Origin of the sequence: Cupriavidus sp. SS-3, from assembly GCF_035818815.1 — a bacterium.
Lineage (GTDB): Bacteria > Pseudomonadota > Gammaproteobacteria > Burkholderiales > Burkholderiaceae > Cupriavidus > Cupriavidus taiwanensis_C.
The window spans coordinates 110,043-125,442 of the sequence record NZ_JAYLVT010000013.1 but is presented as its reverse complement, the minus strand read 5'-3'; the positions used below and the strand labels follow the sequence as shown (position 1 = coordinate 125,442).

The following is a 15,400-nucleotide window of genomic DNA, read 5'->3' as shown; positions in this document are numbered from 1 at the left end:
CGCAGCGCCGCGGCGGTGGCTCTTTCAGGGCTCCGCCGCCGGCAACATCTCGCATACCGGCAGGCGGAACATGAACTCGCTGCCGCCGCTGCGCCGGTTGCGCACTTCCAGCGTGCCGCCGTGCGCCTCGATGATGGAGCGGCAGATGGCCAGACCCATGCCCATGCCATCGTCCTTGGTGGTGAAGAACGGCTCGAACACCTGGCCCAGCACGTCGTCGGGAATGCCCGCGCCGTGGTCCTGCACGCTGACGACGACGGTGTCCTGCTCGCGGTACGAGGTCACGATCAGCTCGCGCTGCGCGGGCGGGGTCTGCGCCATGGCGTCGAGCGCCTTGGTGATCAGGTTCAGCACCACCTGCTGCAGCTGGACGCGATCGGCTTCGACCACGGCGGCTCCCGCCGCCAGCCGTGCGACGACCCGCACCTCGTGCGCGTCGAGCTCCAGGCGCGCCATCTCCAGCACTTCGCGCAGGACATCGTCGGGATGCAGCGGCGCCAGCACCGCCGGCACCTGCCTGGCCAGCGCGCGCAGCGCACGGATGATGTCGGCGGCGCGCAGCGCGTACTGCTTGATGTCGGTGAAGCCGTCGAGCGCCTCGGCCACTTCCGGCCTGGGCCGGTTCAGCCAGCGCAGGCTGGCGTCGACGGTGGCGACGATGGCGGTGAGCGGCTGGTTCACTTCATGCGCGATCGAGGCGGCCAGGCCGCCCATCACGGTCAGGTGCGAGGTGCGCGCCAGTGCCGAGCTGGCGCTGCGCAGCCGCATTTCGGCGGCGACGCGGCGGTTGCTTTCTTCGATCAGCTGCTGGTACAGGCGCGCGGTCTCGAGCGAGATCGCCACCTGCGGCGCCAGCACCTCGAGTTCGGCGATCCGGGTCGCGTCGAATACCGCCGGCGCCAGGCTGTTTTCCAGGTAGAACACGCCGAACAGGCTGCCGCCGCGCAGCAGCGGCAGGCACAGCACCGAGCGCGGGCCACCGGCAATCGCGCCCTTGGTGCGGATCGACGGCGCATCGACCATGGCGTCGTCCAGCGCCAGCGTCTGCCGGGTGCGCAGCACGCTGTTGAGCACCGCCAGCGGCAGGGCCTGCTCGGTCGGCACCGCGCTGCCGAGCGTCACCGCCACCTTGCCATCTGCCACGCGTGCCGAGGCCTCGATCATGGGCTGCCCGCCGCGCATCAGCAGCAGCAAGCCGTACTGCGCGCCGGCATGGACCACCACATGGGTCATCAGCGTTTCGATCAGCCGGTCCATCACGATCTCGCTGGACAATGCCCTGGCCGCCTTCATGCCCAGCTCCCAGCGCTGCGCGCTGAGCTGGCCGTCGGCGCCGCCGTGCTCGTGCCCCGCCACGTCGCGTTGCGGATCGCGCGCCTCCAGCAGCATCGCCTTGTGGTCGGCGCCCCAGCGCCGGTAGCCGGCATGGGCCAGGCGCCAGTGCTGCGCGGCCGCGGTCGGCAGGCCGCGCGCTTCGCACAGCATGCCGGCCAGCTCGTGCGCGAGCGCCGCCTCATGTACGAAGCCGGCCGCGGCGGCAGCCCCCGCCGCCTGCTCGTAGCCGGTCAGTGCCTGCAGCGGATCGCCGCGCAAGCGCGCCAGCTCCGCGTCGACCAGCGCCAGCTTGCCGCGGAAGGTCAGCGGGTTCAGCGCCGACCAGCGGGCAAAGCAGTCGCGATGCGCGGCCAGCTCGGCCATGACTTCGGCCATGACTTCGGCCATCACGTCGTCCGACGCCGCGCCGGTAGTTGCGTGCGACAGCGCAAGGGCCAGATACAGCCGGCAATCCGCGATGTTGATATGGGCCGGCGCCGACCAGATCAGCGCCTGCGCCTCGCGCAGGCTGCGCACGGCGTGCTGCCACTCCTGCCGGAACACCGCCGCCATGCCGTCGTAGAGCCAGATCCAGAACCGGGTCGGCAGCGAGTTGGCGCGCGCCAGCCGCTGCGCGGCGCTCATCCGGTGCGCGGCCTCGCCCTGCGGTGCGGCTTCGTCGCCGCTGCGCAGCCGGTGCAGGAAATGGTGCTGCGAATACAGGATCAGCTCGATATCCCGGTACTGCACCAGCCGCGTCAGCGCCAGCCCGCGGCCGATCTCCTCCTCCACCAGGCACAGGTGCTCGCCCATGGCGAGCAGGTCGGACGCGATATGGTTGCAGGCATAGCAGGCCATGCCGAGATCGCCGGAAGCCAGGCCCAGCGTGACCGCGCGCTGCGCATGCGCCAGCGCGTAAGACAGTGGCCGGGTCCAGGCGCTGACCTGGTCGACCGCCACCAGCGTGGCGATACGCTCGGCCTCGTAGCCATGGCGGTCGGCCAGGTCCATCGCCGCCAGCCCGTAGGCCAGGCCGTCCTCGTATTCCTCGTACAGGCTGGCGATAAACACCCCGAACCACGACAGCCCATATGGCGATTCCGCGGTGGCGCCGTGTTCCAGCGTCAGCTCCACCATCTTGGCCAGGTGCAGGAAGCTGATGCCATCGCGCACGAACAGCGACGAGATCAGCGTCGACAGCAGCCCCATGATGGTCTGGATGCGGCTGTCTTCGGTCGCGGGCAACCGGCCCAGGCTGTCGATCGCCCGCCGGCCCAGCGCGTGCTTTACCGCGTCATAGGCTGCGCGCATGCGCGCCGGGCTGGGCCCGCGCTCCAGGTGGATATCGAGCAGCGCCAATCCCGACAGCGCGGCGTCGATCGCGCCCTCATAGTCGGAGCGCACGGTCTGCAGGCTGGCCTTGAGCCGATGCACGGCGGCCTTGTCCACCGGCGGCAGGTCGCGCGCGAGCAGCGCGTCGATCTCCTGCGAGGCCGGCTCCAGCCGTGCCTGCGCCAGCAGGCATTCGCAGTGCAGCACGCTGGCGGCGTAGGCCAGCGCGCAGTGCGTGGTCCACCATGACGGCTGCATCAGCGCGAACGCGGCGTCGGTGTAGCGCGTCGCCTGCGCCATCGCCGCGCTGCGCCGGGCGCGCCTGGCCGCGACCAGCAGCACCTGCACGAACGCCACGCGCTGCGGCTCCGGCAGCGGCTGGCCGGCGGCGCGCTCGATCTGGTTGCCGATCTCGAAGGCATGCGCGGCCAGCTCGCCCTGCCAGTGCTGGATCATGATGTCCGCGATGCGCGCATGCGCGGCGGCTCGCTCGCGTGGCGCGATCATGGCGTAGGCGGCTTCCAGCACGCGGTCATGCTGGAATGCGTAGCCGTCGCCGGTCCGTACCAGCAGGCCGGCATCGACGAAGGGGCGCAGCCGCTCGCCGAGCTGCGCCGCGCCGACTTGCGCCACGCACGCGAGCAGGCTTTGCTCGCAGCGTATGCCCACGCAGGCCAGCTGCCTGAGCAGCTCCGTACCCTCCTGCGGGAGCCGCGCGAAGCGGCGTGTCATCAGGTCGGTCACGCTGTCGGTGTAGCGATGCTGCGCGGCGTCGGCCTCGTCCCAGTGCCAGCCGGCGCGCTCGTTGCGGTAGGCCAGCACGCCGTCGTCGACCAGCGCGCGCAGCAACTGGTATGAGAAGAAGGGATTGCCGCCGGTCTTCGCATGCACCAGCTGCGCCAGCGCTTCCACGCGCGGCGCCGGCTCGTTGAGGGCGGCCGCCACCAGTTCGGTCAGTTCCCATACGGCCAGCGGCCGCACGGCGATGCGCGTGACCGGCAGCGCGCCGGCGCGGCTGGCGTGCAGCAGCCACGAGAAGCGCTGCTCGACATCGTTGCCATGGTCGCGATAGGCGGCGATCAGCAGCAGGTTGCCCGGGCGCTGCGTGGTGATGGCTTCGAGCAGCGCAATGGTCGACGCATCGGCCCATTGCAGGTCATCGAAGCACAGCACCAGTGGCGCGCCCTGGTCGGCAAAGGTGGCGAAGGTGGCAAGGATGGCCTGCTGCGCGCGCGCCTGCGCCTGCTGGGCGGGCACCTCCGCCAGCGGCGCGGTGCGTCCCAGCACCTGCTCGGCCTCGGGCACCAGTACGGCAATGGCCCGGCCCTGCCCCGCGAGCGCGCGCAGCCAGCGCTCGCGCACCGGCGCCAGCACGGCTTCGGGCTCGCCCAGCAGCGGCAGCGTCAGCGCACGGATCATCTGCGCGACCGGCGCATACGGAATGTCGAGCTGCAACTGGTCGCTCTTGCCGCTGGCAAAGCGCATGCCGTGCTGCCCCGCCTGGCACGACAGCCACGCCGCCAGCGCCGACTTGCCGGTGCCCGCGGCGCCGGCGATCAGCACCAGCTCGGACTGGCCGCCGTGGCGCACGCGCGCCAGCGCATCGGCGAGCTGCGCGGTTTCACGCGCGCGGCCAAAGAGTTCGCCGGACACGTTCAGCGTCGAGGTCGCGCCTGCGGCATCGAGCCTGAACGGCGCGATCTCGCCGCGTTCGCGCCAGTCCGCCTGGCAGCGCAGCAGGTCGGCAAGCAGCGACATGGCGCCGGCATAGCGGTCAGCCGGGTCCTTGGCCAGCAGCCGGAGCACGATCGCGCCCAGCAACGGCGCCAGGCCGGACGCACGCACATGCGGCGGCACGGGCTCGACGGCGAGATGGGCGTGCTGCCACGCCGCGGGCGAATCCGCCGTGAACGGCAGCGTGCCGGTCAGCATCCGGTAGAAGGTGACGCCGAGCGAATACAGGTCGGAGCGGGCACTGGTGCGCGCCTGGTCGGCGCGGGCCACTTCGGGCGACTGGTATGCCCACGATGCGGGGCCGGGGCGCGGCACCACGGGCGGCATGGCGTCCAGCGCGGTGGCATGGTCGAAGCCGGTCAGGCGCACGCCGGCGCTGTCGTTGGCGCTGTCGTTGGCGCTGTCGTTGGCGCTGTTGTCGTCACTGTCGTCGACGAGCAGGTTGTGCGGCCGGATATCGCCATGCAGCAGGCCGTGCCCATGCGCGCCCGCCAGCGCGCGCGCGCTGCCGATGGCAAGCTCCAGGAAGCGTGCGACGGGAACCGGGGCGTCCCCCAGTGTCGCGGCAAGGGTCGATGCGGGCGCGCCGCCATACACCACCACCATCCGTTCCGCGTTGCGCAGCGTGGCCACCGGCACCGCGGCCCAGTCCGCCTGCAAGCGGGCCGCCAGCCGGGCTTCGTCCTGCAGTGGCCCGCTGTGGGCCGGCGGCGCACTCCTGGCAAAGCAGCGCAGCCCGGTGTCGGGGTCGGACAGTTGCAGGTAACCGATGCCGTCCGACACGTGCAGCACGGTCTGCGCGGCCCGCGCCAGCCAGGCGTCGTCAAAGGCCGGTGCGGGGCTTCGCTGCGCGGGAATGCCAGGCGTCATGGGGGCGGGAATGATGGCAGGCTTGGCGCCACGGCGCACTCAGCCGCCGACCTTGCACAGGCCCAGCTGCTGCGCCATCAGCACCAGCTCGGCAAAGGTGCGCGCCTTCATCTTGCGCATGGCCTGGCCGCGGTGGATCTTCACCGTCACCTCGCTGATGCCGATCTGCGCGGCGATCTGCTTGTTGAGCAGGCCCGCCACCGCCAGGCCCATGACCTCGCCTTCGCGCGGCGTCAGCGACTGGTAGCACGCGCGCAACGACTCGAGCTGGCGCAGTCCGTGGCGCCGCAGCCGGTCTTTCTCCAGCGCGGCGGCGACCGCATCAAGCAGGTCCTGGTCGCGGAACGGCTTGGGCATGAAGTCTTCGGCGCCGGCCTTCATGGCGGCGACCGTCATGGCGATGTCGCCATAGCCGGTCATGAAGATGATGGGGATGTGGACACCCAGCTGCCCCAGCCGCGCCTGCAGGTCGAGTCCGCTCTGACCGCGCAGCCTGACATCGAGCAGCAGGCAGCATGGCGTATCGGGCAAGGGCGTTGCCAGCAGTTCGGCGGCCGAGGCGAACAATGCCACGTTCAGGCCGACCGAGCGGAACAGGTTGCCCAGCGCCCGGCGCAGCGCGGCATCGTCGTCGACCACCAGCACCGTCGCGTCATCGTTCGCACTGGTGTCGGCTGGCTCCAGGCTCGGTGATGTCACGGTCAGATCTCCAGTGCGCTCGAAAAGGTGTTGCGGATTATAACCAGCGGGCATGTCATCGCAAGGAAGGGTACGGGGTCACCGCAGTGATGCACCGGTCACCCATACCATGGTGTTAGTCGCGGGCACGCGCGGCGACAGCGTGTACGCCGCGCACGGCGCACCATGCCCGGGCACGGGCGCCGCGGCCGGTAATACGAACATACGATTTGCGTTGGCGCCGGCACCGACTAGTCTTCCCTCCGGCAGCGCTGCGGTCACGCGACCACGCCGCCCTGCTTCGCCCCCCTACCGGGTGGCGGCCTTGCCTTGAAGCAAGGACCGCACCCGGGCCCAACCCTGTTCCCAAGGAACTGACATCATGTCCAACCCGAAGCTCGAAGTCCTCACCCCGCAGAACAGCCAGCTGATCATCATCGACCACCAGCCGCAGATGGCCTTCGGCGTGCAGTCGATGGACCGGCAGGCCATGAAGAACAACGTGGTCGGCCTGGCCAAGGCGGCCAAGATCTTCAATATCCCGACGACCATCACCACCGTCGAGAGCGAGTCGTTCTCGGGCTTCACCTATCCGGAACTGCTGGACGTGTTCCCGGAGCAGAAGACCCTGGAGCGCACCTCGATGAATTCGTGGGACGACCAGAAGGTGCGCGACGCGCTCAAGGCCAACGGCCGCAACAAGGTCATCGTCGCCGGCCTGTGGACCGAGGTCTGCAACACCACCTTCGCGCTGTGTGCCATGCTGGAAGGCAACTACGAGATCTACATGGTGGCCGACGCTTCGGGCGGCACCAGCAAGGAAGCGCACGACTACGCCATGCAGCGCATGGTGCAGGCCGGCGCCGTGCCGGTGACGTGGCAGCAGGTGCTGCTGGAATGGCAGCGCGACTGGGCCCAGCGCGACACGTATGACGCCGTGATGAAGCTGGTCAAGGAGCATTCGGGGGCCTACGGCATGGGCGTCGACTATGCCTACACCATGGTCCACAAGGCCCCGCAACGCACCGCCACGCCGCACGAGTCGATCGCGCCGGTGCCGGCCCGCTAAGCCTGGCGATCTCGTCGCCCCCTGTCGTCCTCCTCCATCGCAAAGGTGAATCATGAGCTTTATTACTACCCAAGACGGTACCCGGATCTTCTACAAGGACTGGGGCTCGGGCCGCCCGGTCGTGTTCTCGCACGGCTGGCCGCTCAATGCCGACGCCTGGGACGCGCAACTGCTGTTCCTGGTGCAGCAGGGCTTTCGCGTGATCGCCCATGACCGCCGCGGCCATGGCCGCTCGGACCAGCCCGCGCGGGGCAACGACATGGACACCTATGCCGACGACCTGGCGGCGTTGCTGGATGCACTGGACCTGCAGGATGCGACGCTGGTGGGCCACTCCACCGGCGGCGGCGAGGTGGCGCACTACATCGGCCGCCATGGCACCAAACGCGTGGCCAAGGCGGTGCTGATCGGCGCGGTGCCGCCGGTGATGCTGAAGACCACGGCCTACCCCAACGGCCTGCCGATGGCGGTGTTCGACGGCATCCGCAAGGGCGTCGCCGACAACCGCTCGCAGTTCTACCAGGACCTGGCGGTGCCGTTCTTCGGCTTTAACCGCGACGGCGCCAAGGTTTCGCAGGGCACCATCGACGCGTTCTGGGCGCAGGGCATGGCCGGCGGCATCGTCGGCCAGTACGCCTGCATCCGGGAATTCTCGGAGGTGGACTACACCGAGGACCTGAAGAAAATCGATGTGCCGACGCTGATCCTGCATGGCGACGACGACCAGATCGTGCCCATCGGCAATTCGGCGCGGCTGTCGGCCGAGATCGTGAAGGACGCCACCCTGAAGGTCTACCCGGGTGCTTCGCACGGCATGTGCGTGATCAACGCCGACCAGGTCAATGCCGACCTGCTGGCCTTCCTGAACGCCTGAGCTTATGTCAGTCACCCGCCGGCAATTCATCGCCTCCGCCGCCGCGCTCGGCGCGGCCGCCTCCTCGGAGATCTTCGCCATGTCACCAGGCACCCCCGACCTCATCCTCGTCAACGGCAAGTTCGCCACGCTCGACAAGTCCAACCCGCAGGCCGATGCCGTGGCCGTGCGCGACGGACGCTTTGTCGGCGTCGGCACGCGCCAGGACATCATGAAGCTGGCCGGGGCGCAGACGAAGGTCATCGACCTGAATGGCCGGCGGGCCATTCCCGGGCTGATCGACAGCCACATGCATATCATCCGCGGCGGCCTGAACTACAACATGGAGCTGCGCTGGGACGGCGTGCGCTCGCTGGCCGATGCGATGCGGATGCTGAAGGACCAGGTGGCGCGCACCCCCGCGCCGCAATGGGTGCGCGTGGTGGGCGGCTTCACCGAGCACCAGTTCGCCGAGAAGCGCCTGCCCACCATCGAGGAACTGAACGCCGTGGCGCCCGATACGCCGGTGTTCATCCTGCACCTGTACGACCGCGCCATCCTGAACGGCGCCGCGCTGCGCGCGGTGGGCTACAACAAGGACACGCCCAATCCGCCGGGCGGCGAGATCATGCGCGATGCGCGCGGCAACCCCACCGGCCTGCTGCTGGCCAAGCCCAACGCGACTATCCTGTACGCGACGCTGGCAAAGGGCCCGAAGCTGCCGCCGGAGTACCAGAAGAACTCGACCCGCCATTTCATGCGCGAGGTGAACCGGCTTGGCGTCACCGGCGTGATCGATGCGGGCGGCGGCTACCAGAACTACCCCGAGGACTACAGCATCATCGAGGAACTGCACAAGGAAGGCCAGCTGACGGTGCGGCTCGCCTACAACCTGTTTACGCAGAAGCCCAAGGAAGAGCTCAACGACTTCAAGTCCTGGAGCTCCCAGGTCAGGCCCGGCCAGGGCGACGACCTCTACCGCCACAACGGCGCCGGCGAGATGCTGGTCTACACCGCCGCCGACTTCGAGGATTTCCGCGTCGAGCGCCCCGAGATGGCGCCGTCGATGGAAGCCGACCTCGAGCCGGTGATCCGCCTGCTGGCGGAAAAGCGCTGGCCGTGGCGGATGCATGCCACCTATGACCAGACCATCTCGCGCGCGCTCGACGTCTACGAGAAGGTCGCCAAAGAGGTCCCGTTCGATGGCCTGAACTGGTTCTTCGACCACGCCGAGACCATTTCCGACCGCAATATCGACCGCATTGCCGCGCTGGGCGGCGGCATCGCCGTGCAGCACCGCATGGCGTACCAGGGCGAGTATTTCGTCGAGCGCTACGGCGCGCGCGCGGCCGAAGCGACGCCGCCGGTGAAGAAGATGCTGGAGAAAGGCGTCAAGGTCGGCGCCGGCACCGACGCCACGCGCGTGGCCTCGTACAACCCGTGGGTGTCGCTGTACTGGCTGACCACCGGCAAGACCGTGGGCGGCATGCCGATGTACCCGCAGGCCAACCTGCTCGACCGCGAGACCGCGCTGCGGCTGTGGACCGAGGCCAATACCTGGTTCTCGTCCGAAGTAGGCAAGAAGGGCCAGATCAAGGTAGGCCAGCTTGCCGACCTGGCGGTGCTGTCGGCCGATTACTTCAGCGTGCCGGGCGACGAGATCCAGGACATCGCCTCGGTGCTGACCATCCTCGGCGGCAAGGTGGTCTATGGCGACGGCGACTTCGGCAAGCTGTCGCCGCAGATTCCGCCGGCGATGCCGGACTGGTCGCCGGTGCGGCATGTGGGCGGCTACCAGCCGCGGCCGCAGGCACGCAAGCTGGCCATGAACACCGCGTGCGGATGCGCCAGCAGCTGCGGCGTGCACGGACACGCGCATGCCAGGGCCTGGACCGCGAGCGTGCCGACCGCGGACGAAAGCACCTTCTGGGGCGCACTCGGCTGTTCGTGCTGGGCGTTCTGATCCCAGCCACTTCCCCAACGCCCCACCCGGAGACCGGCCATGCCTGAACCGACTACCACGCTGACGCCGGCTTCCTCCGGCGCAGCCACACTCCCCATGCCGCGCTGGCTGCACTGGCTCGCGCTGCTGCTGCTGTGCGCGGCCTACCTGCAGGGCGGCCTGGTCAAGCTGGCCGACTTCCGCGGCGCGATCGCCGAGATGCAGCACTTCGGCCTGGCGCCGGCGGCGCCGATGGCGATCGCGACCATCGTGCTGGAGCTGGGCGCGTGCGCCATGATCCTGCTCGGCTGGCGCCGCTGGCTGGGAGCCCTGGCGCTGGCGGCGTTCACGCTGGCCGCGACCTTCGTCGCCAACCGCTTCTGGCAGGCACCGCCCGAGGCCAGGTTCATGATGGCCAACGCCTTCTTCGAACACCTGGGACTGGTGGGCGGCTTCCTGCTGGTGGCCTGGCACGACCTGCGCGAACGCGCGCGGCGCACGCTTGCTGCGCAGGCGAACCGGTGACCCGCATGGCAGAACAAGCACTCCGCCCCCCGCCCACGCCCGCCGGTGGCGGCACCTTCGCGCCGCTGGCGCAGGCCACCTTCGCGGTGCTGTGGGCCGCGACCATCCTCGGCAACATCGGCAGCTTCATGCGCGACGTGGCCAGCGCGTGGCTGGCCACCGACCTCTCCACCTCGCCCGCCGCGGTCGCCACGATCCAGGCCGCGGCCACGCTGCCGGTGTTCCTGCTGGCGATCCCGGCCGGCGTGCTGTCCGACATCCTCGACCGCCGGCGCTTCCTGATCGCGGTGCAGGTGGGGCTGGCCATGGTCAGCGGCACGCTGATGGTGCTGGCCTGGCGCCAGGCGCTGACGATCGAGATCCTGATCGGCATGGCCTTCCTCGGCGGCATCGGCGCGGCAATGATGGGCCCGACCTGGCAATCGATCGTGCCGGAACTGGTGCCGCAGCAGGAGCTCAAGCGCGCGGTCGCGCTCAATGCGCTGGGCGTCAATATCGCGCGCGCGATCGGCCCGGCCGCCGGCGGCCTGCTGCTGGCGGCGTTCGGCGCGGCCACGACCTATGGCGTGGACCTGGTCAGCTATGTCTTCGTGATCGCCGCGCTGCTGTGGTGGAAGCGCCCGCAGCGCGCCGCCGACCCGTTGCGCGAGCATTTCCTGGGCGCGTTCCGCGCGGGGCTGCGCTTTACCCGCGCGCACAGCAAGCTGCATATCGTGCTGGCGCGCGCGGCCGTGCACTTCGCCTTCGGCAGCAGCATCTGGGCCTTGTTGCCGCTGGTGGCGAAGCAGCTGCTGCAGGGCGGCGCCAGCCTCTATGGCGTGCTGCTGGGCGCGGTCGGCCTCGGCGCGATCCTCGGCGCGCTGGTGATGCCGCGGCTGCAGCGGCGCCTCGACGCCGACGGCCTGGTGCTGCTGTCGGCCATCGTCACCGCCGTGGTGATGGCGGCGCTGTGCATCGCGCCGCCGGTGTGGGTGGCGCTGCCGCTGCTGCTGTTCCTTGGCGCCGCCTGGATCACCGCACTGACGACGCTGGGCGGCGTGGCGCAGGCGATCCTGCCCAACTGGGTGCGCGGCCGCGCGCTGGCGGTCTACCAGATGGTGTTCAACGGCGCGATGGCGGCGGGCAGCCTGGTGTGGGGCTTCGTGGCCCAGGCGCTGGGCATCTCCGGCGGGCTGCTGGTCGCCGCCGGCGGGCTGCTGGCCGCGGCGCTGCTGCTGCATCGGCTGCGCCTGCCGCGTGGCGAGGAAGACCTCGCACCGGCCCAGCACTGGCCGGAGCCGGAGGGCGCCGACGAGATCGCGCATGACCGCGGACCGGTGATGATCCTGATCGAATATTGCGTCCGCGCGGAAGACCGCGATGCCTTCCTGCGCGCGGTGCACAAGCTCTCGGAAGAACGGCTGCGCGACGGTGCCTTCAACTGGGGCGTGATGGAAGACCCGGCCGATCCGGAACTGCTGACCGAATGGTTCCTGGTCGAATCCTGGGCCGAGCACCTGCGCCAGCACCGCCGCGTGCCGCATGCCGATGCCGACCTGCAGCGCGAGATCACGCGCTTCCATGCGCGCGAGACGCCGCCGCGCGTGCGGCACCTGCTGGGCGTGGGCCTGCCGCCCGCGCCGTCGGCGACGCGCTGATTCGCCAACCTCGTCAGGAATCCGATTCCATGAAGCTCTACCTTGTCTCCCTGGCCGCCGGCATCCTCGTCGGCATCATTTACGCACTGATGCAGGTCCGCTCGCCGGCGCCGCCGGTGGTGGCGCTGGTCGGCCTGCTTGGCATGCTGATCGGCGAACAGGTGGTGCCGCCGATCAAGCGCATGCTTGCCGGCGAACCGGTGACGGCCGCGTGGTTCCACGCCGAGTGCATGCCCAAGATCACCGGAACCCCGGGTCCGACCCTGAACGCCGCCAGCAAGCCGCCCGCCGACGATGCCGCGAACTAGCCCGGCCCGTTGCGCGCTGCTGGGCACGTGCTGCGCCGTGCTGTGCGCGCCTGCGCTGGCGGCCGGCAGCGTCACCGTCTACGGCCGCCTGAACACGTCCCTCGAGTACAGCCGTGCCAGCACCGCGACCGACGGCACCGCCCTCGGCAGTGTCGTGCGCCTGAACAACAACCGCTCGGTATTCGGCCTGCGCGGCGAAGAAGACCTGGGCGGCGCGCTCAAGGCCGTGTGGCAGATCGAAAGCGCACTGTCGCTCGATTCCGGCCAGGGCCAGATCGCCAGCCGCAATTCGCGCATCGGCCTGCAGGGCAGCCATGGCCTGCTGTTCCTGGGCCACTGGCACACGCCTTACACCGAGGCGACCATGGGCTACGACCCGTACTATCCGACCACCGCCGGCTATATGGCGCTGATCGGCAACGGCTCGGCCTCGAGCACCGACAATGTCGAGAACACCAGCTCGTTCGACCGGCGCCAGAAGAACATCGTGCAGTACCGCACGCCGCCCTGGGCCGGCGTCAGCCTGTGGCTGGGCTGGGGCTTGCCGGAGGAGAAGACCACCGTCGCGCGCAATCCCGCGCTGTACTCGGTGGCGGCGGTCTATGAGCGCGGCCCGCTCAACGCGACCCTGGCCTGGGAACGCCACCAGCACTACCAGGCCGCCGGCCGCAACGACGACGCACTCAAGGCCGGCGTGGCGTGGCAGCTGCTGCCCGGCACGCGCCTGGCCGCGGTGGTCGAACACCTGCACTACCGCACCGATACCGGCGACCTGCAGCGCAATGCGTACTACGCCTCGCTGGTGCAGCAGATCGGGACCGGCAGCGTGCGCATCGGCGTGGCCTATGCGGCGAACGGCACCGGATCGTCGACGGATACCATCGGCTTCTTCCGCAGCGGCGCGCAAACCCACGCCACGCAGTTCACGGTCGGCTACGACTATCCGCTGTCGCGGCGCACCGCGCTGTATGCCTACTACAGCCGCATCGACAATGCCGACAACGCGATCTACGACTTCGCCATCAACGATCTCGGCGTCCGCGCCGGCGCCGATCCGCAGACGTTTGCGCTGGGGCTGCGGCACACCTTCTAGTGCCGCCCACGCAGCAAGGGGGCGTGCGTGACCCCTGCCACCGCGCACGCCTGTTCGAGGAGTTCGCGTGAATGCCACGCCCGTGATTGCCATCGTCGACGACGACGCCGCCGTGCGGCAGGCCATGGGGCGGCTGCTGCGCGCCTTCGACCTGGCCGTGGAGCTCTACCCCGGCGCGGCGGAGCTGCTGGCGTCGCCGTCGCTCGACGGCATCGACTGCGTGATCGCGGACGTGCAGATGCCGGGCATGAACGGCTTCGCGCTCTGCGCCGCGCTGCGCGCGCGCGGCCTGCGCATGCCGGTGATCTTCATGACGGCCTTCGACAAGCAGGGCTATGAAGCGCGCGCGCAGGCGGCAGGGGCGGCGTGCTTTATCGGCAAGCCGTTCGAGGATACCGAGATCATCCGGTGTATCGAGCACGCGCTGGGGCTGCCGGGCCACACGCGGTAGGCCGCTCACGCATCTCGATGCGCCATCGCTGCTCCGGCAGCCATCCTGGTGGTGCCGGTGCCCCGCTACGCTATGTCGCCTGGCTGGATCCAGCGGCTGTCGCGGCGCGCTCGCCCCTGCCGTGCGTGGCGAGCCAGCAAAGGATGGACCCCGCGACCACCATCGCCGCCCCCTTCCAGAACGCGAAGGACAGCGGCGCATGCAGCAGCGCCGCGGCCAGGGCGGCCGACAGCACCGGAATGAAATACGATGCACCGGCGAGCACGGTCACGTTGCCGTGCAGGATGCCGACGTTCCACGCCGCATAACCGAAGCCCATCGCGCAGGCCGCCAGGGCCAGGTAGACCACGCCCGCAACGCTGAACGCCATCGCTTCGCCGCCGGTGAACAGGTACTTGGCCCACAACGCGAGCGCGGTCAGCATGAAGAACAGCGTGACGGCGTTCTTGCCCTGGGCGATGCGGGCCGTGACGGTGCAATAGCCGGCCCAGATGACCGCGCCCGCGAAGGCCAGTCCGTAGCTGAGCGGGTTGTCGCGCACGTTGGCCGCCATGCCCGCCACATCCAGTCCCTGATCGCCGCCCAGTACCTGGCAGATCCCCAGGATAGCCACCAGCAATCCCGGCACGATCAGCCAGCCGGCCCGCTGCCGGTTGAACAGGATGGCGGCCAGCAAGGTGAAGCTGGGCCACAGGTAGTTGACCATGGCTACTTCGATCGCCTGCCTGCCGCTGTTGGCGTAGCCGATCGATAGCGACAGGCACAGCTCGTACGACACGAACAGCACGCTGCCCCAGACCAGGTAGGCGCGGGGCAATGCCCGCAGCCGGACGTGGCCCACCGAGACCCACAGCAGCACGGAGGCAACCGTGTACATCAGCGCGGCACCGCCCGTCGCGCCGAAGCTCTCGCTGACGCCGCGGATCAGGCCGACAATCGAGCTCCACAGGAGCACCGCGACGAGCCCGACCAGCGTTGCCTGTTTTCTTTGCATGCCTGCCATTTGTTTTAGCTATCGATGAGAGCGGACGGGGCCATACTTTACTCGACCCGCGCCGGCACATCGATCCCGATCGGCCTGCCCGCAGGTCGCCGCAAAACGCCAGACTCGATCACGTACCCCGCTAGAATGCAGCAAGAGACCCGCGTCGCGCGTTGGTCTGCCCCCCGGAGCCGGCATGGAACCCCTCTCTTTTGAATTCGTCACCGTCGAGGAAGCCAAGAAGATCCTGGACGGCGAGCCGCCGGTGCAGGCCGCGCCGGACTGGAGCGAGCTGCGGCGTGCGCCGTCGCCAGAGGATGCGGCGCTCTCGGACGTGGCCATGCGCTGGCTGGTGTCGCTGCCGGCCGGGGCGCGCCCGCTGGTGCTGTGCCGCCGCTATCCGCGCATCGGCAACCAGCTGGCGGCGCTGTCCGCCAATCCGGCCGCGCTGCATGCCTTCCTGGTCGAGCTGCTGATCGACAAGCGCGGCGGGCGGCAGGGTTTTCCGGAGGGCATCGCGCTGGAGCTTTCGCGCCTGCATGAATACGTGGTGCAGCAACTGCCCGGCGCCAACGAGGCGCCGGGGTGGCCGGACCTGACCGACTGAAACGC

General features: G+C 69.6%; 12 protein-coding genes. 9 read left to right on the top strand and 3 right to left on the bottom strand.

Going from position 1 to position 15,400, the window contains the following annotated elements; all coding sequences use genetic code 11:
• Positions 1 to 24 precede the first annotated feature (24 nt).
• Positions 25 to 5,250: a trifunctional serine/threonine-protein kinase/ATP-binding protein/sensor histidine kinase gene (locus tag U9J39_RS20385; protein WP_326347884.1), complete on the bottom strand. Its 5,226-nt coding sequence runs from the start codon at positions 5,248 to 5,250 to the stop codon at positions 25 to 27.
• Between the two features lie 39 nt (positions 5,251 to 5,289).
• A complete protein-coding gene (locus tag U9J39_RS20380; RefSeq protein ID WP_115712345.1) occupies positions 5,290 to 5,949 on the bottom strand; it encodes a response regulator transcription factor in 660 nt (219 codons plus the stop codon).
• Between the two features lie 361 nt (positions 5,950 to 6,310).
• Between U9J39_RS20380 and U9J39_RS20375 the strand changes: the two genes are divergently transcribed.
• The 8 genes from U9J39_RS20375 (at position 6,311) to U9J39_RS20340 (ending at position 13,806) form a co-directional block, all read left to right on the top strand.
• Positions 6,311 to 6,997, top strand: coding sequence for a hydrolase (locus U9J39_RS20375; RefSeq protein ID WP_115699726.1), 687 nt, complete (start codon positions 6,311 to 6,313; stop codon positions 6,995 to 6,997).
• Positions 6,998 to 7,049: 52 nt separating this feature from the next.
• Complete coding sequence (locus U9J39_RS20370; protein ID WP_115712344.1) at positions 7,050 to 7,871, top strand: alpha/beta fold hydrolase; 822 nt, start codon at positions 7,050 to 7,052, stop codon at positions 7,869 to 7,871.
• 4 nt (positions 7,872 to 7,875) lie between these two features.
• Positions 7,876 to 9,813 (top strand): amidohydrolase, encoded by a 1,938-nt coding sequence (locus U9J39_RS20365; RefSeq protein WP_115681752.1) that lies wholly within the window; start codon positions 7,876 to 7,878, stop codon positions 9,811 to 9,813.
• 39 nt (positions 9,814 to 9,852) lie between these two features.
• On the top strand, positions 9,853 to 10,317 hold the full coding sequence (locus U9J39_RS20360; protein ID WP_115712343.1) for a DoxX family protein: 465 nt from the start codon (positions 9,853 to 9,855) through the stop codon (positions 10,315 to 10,317).
• A 5-nt stretch (positions 10,318 to 10,322) separates the two neighbouring features.
• Positions 10,323 to 11,954, top strand: coding sequence for an MFS transporter (locus tag U9J39_RS20355; RefSeq protein WP_326347883.1), 1,632 nt, complete (start codon positions 10,323 to 10,325; stop codon positions 11,952 to 11,954).
• A gap of 29 nt (positions 11,955 to 11,983) precedes the next feature.
• Positions 11,984 to 12,262: a XapX domain-containing protein gene (locus U9J39_RS20350; RefSeq protein WP_115681754.1), complete on the top strand. Its 279-nt coding sequence runs from the start codon at positions 11,984 to 11,986 to the stop codon at positions 12,260 to 12,262.
• On the top strand, positions 12,249 to 13,355 hold the full coding sequence (locus U9J39_RS20345) for a porin (RefSeq protein ID WP_326347882.1): 1,107 nt from the start codon (positions 12,249 to 12,251) through the stop codon (positions 13,353 to 13,355). Before U9J39_RS20350 ends, U9J39_RS20345 begins: the two co-directional genes overlap by 14 nt.
• Positions 13,356 to 13,422: 67 nt before the next feature.
• Complete coding sequence (locus U9J39_RS20340) at positions 13,423 to 13,806, top strand: response regulator transcription factor (protein WP_326347881.1); 384 nt, start codon at positions 13,423 to 13,425, stop codon at positions 13,804 to 13,806.
• A 70-nt stretch (positions 13,807 to 13,876) separates the two neighbouring features.
• On the opposite strand, the gene yddG is transcribed toward U9J39_RS20340, so the two are convergent.
• On the bottom strand, positions 13,877 to 14,800 hold the full coding sequence (gene yddG / locus U9J39_RS20335) for an aromatic amino acid DMT transporter YddG (protein ID WP_115681757.1): 924 nt from the start codon (positions 14,798 to 14,800) through the stop codon (positions 13,877 to 13,879).
• Between the two features lie 184 nt (positions 14,801 to 14,984).
• On the opposite strand from yddG, the gene U9J39_RS20330 reads away from it, so the two are divergent.
• A complete protein-coding gene (locus U9J39_RS20330) occupies positions 14,985 to 15,395 on the top strand; it encodes a hypothetical protein (protein WP_116313488.1) in 411 nt (136 codons plus the stop codon).
• The last annotated feature ends 5 nt before the right edge of the window (positions 15,396 to 15,400 follow it).

Bases quoted from the DNA above. Each gene is read 5' to 3' on its own strand.
- U9J39_RS20385 (WP_326347884.1), bottom strand. From the start codon at position 5,250: ATGACGCCTGGCATTCCCGCGCAGCGAAGCCCCGCACCGGCCTTTGAC.
- U9J39_RS20375 (WP_115699726.1), top strand. From the start codon at position 6,311: ATGTCCAACCCGAAGCTCGAAGTCCTCACCCCGCAGAACAGCCAGCTG.
- U9J39_RS20370 (WP_115712344.1), top strand. From the start codon at position 7,050: ATGAGCTTTATTACTACCCAAGACGGTACCCGGATCTTCTACAAGGAC.
- U9J39_RS20365 (WP_115681752.1), top strand. From the start codon at position 7,876: ATGTCAGTCACCCGCCGGCAATTCATCGCCTCCGCCGCCGCGCTCGGC.
- U9J39_RS20360 (WP_115712343.1), top strand. From the start codon at position 9,853: ATGCCTGAACCGACTACCACGCTGACGCCGGCTTCCTCCGGCGCAGCC.
- U9J39_RS20355 (WP_326347883.1), top strand. From the start codon at position 10,323: ATGGCAGAACAAGCACTCCGCCCCCCGCCCACGCCCGCCGGTGGCGGC.
- U9J39_RS20350 (WP_115681754.1), top strand. From the start codon at position 11,984: ATGAAGCTCTACCTTGTCTCCCTGGCCGCCGGCATCCTCGTCGGCATC.
- U9J39_RS20345 (WP_326347882.1), top strand. From the start codon at position 12,249: ATGCCGCGAACTAGCCCGGCCCGTTGCGCGCTGCTGGGCACGTGCTGC.
- yddG (WP_115681757.1), bottom strand. From the start codon at position 14,800: ATGCAAAGAAAACAGGCAACGCTGGTCGGGCTCGTCGCGGTGCTCCTG.
- U9J39_RS20330 (WP_116313488.1), top strand. From the start codon at position 14,985: ATGGAACCCCTCTCTTTTGAATTCGTCACCGTCGAGGAAGCCAAGAAG.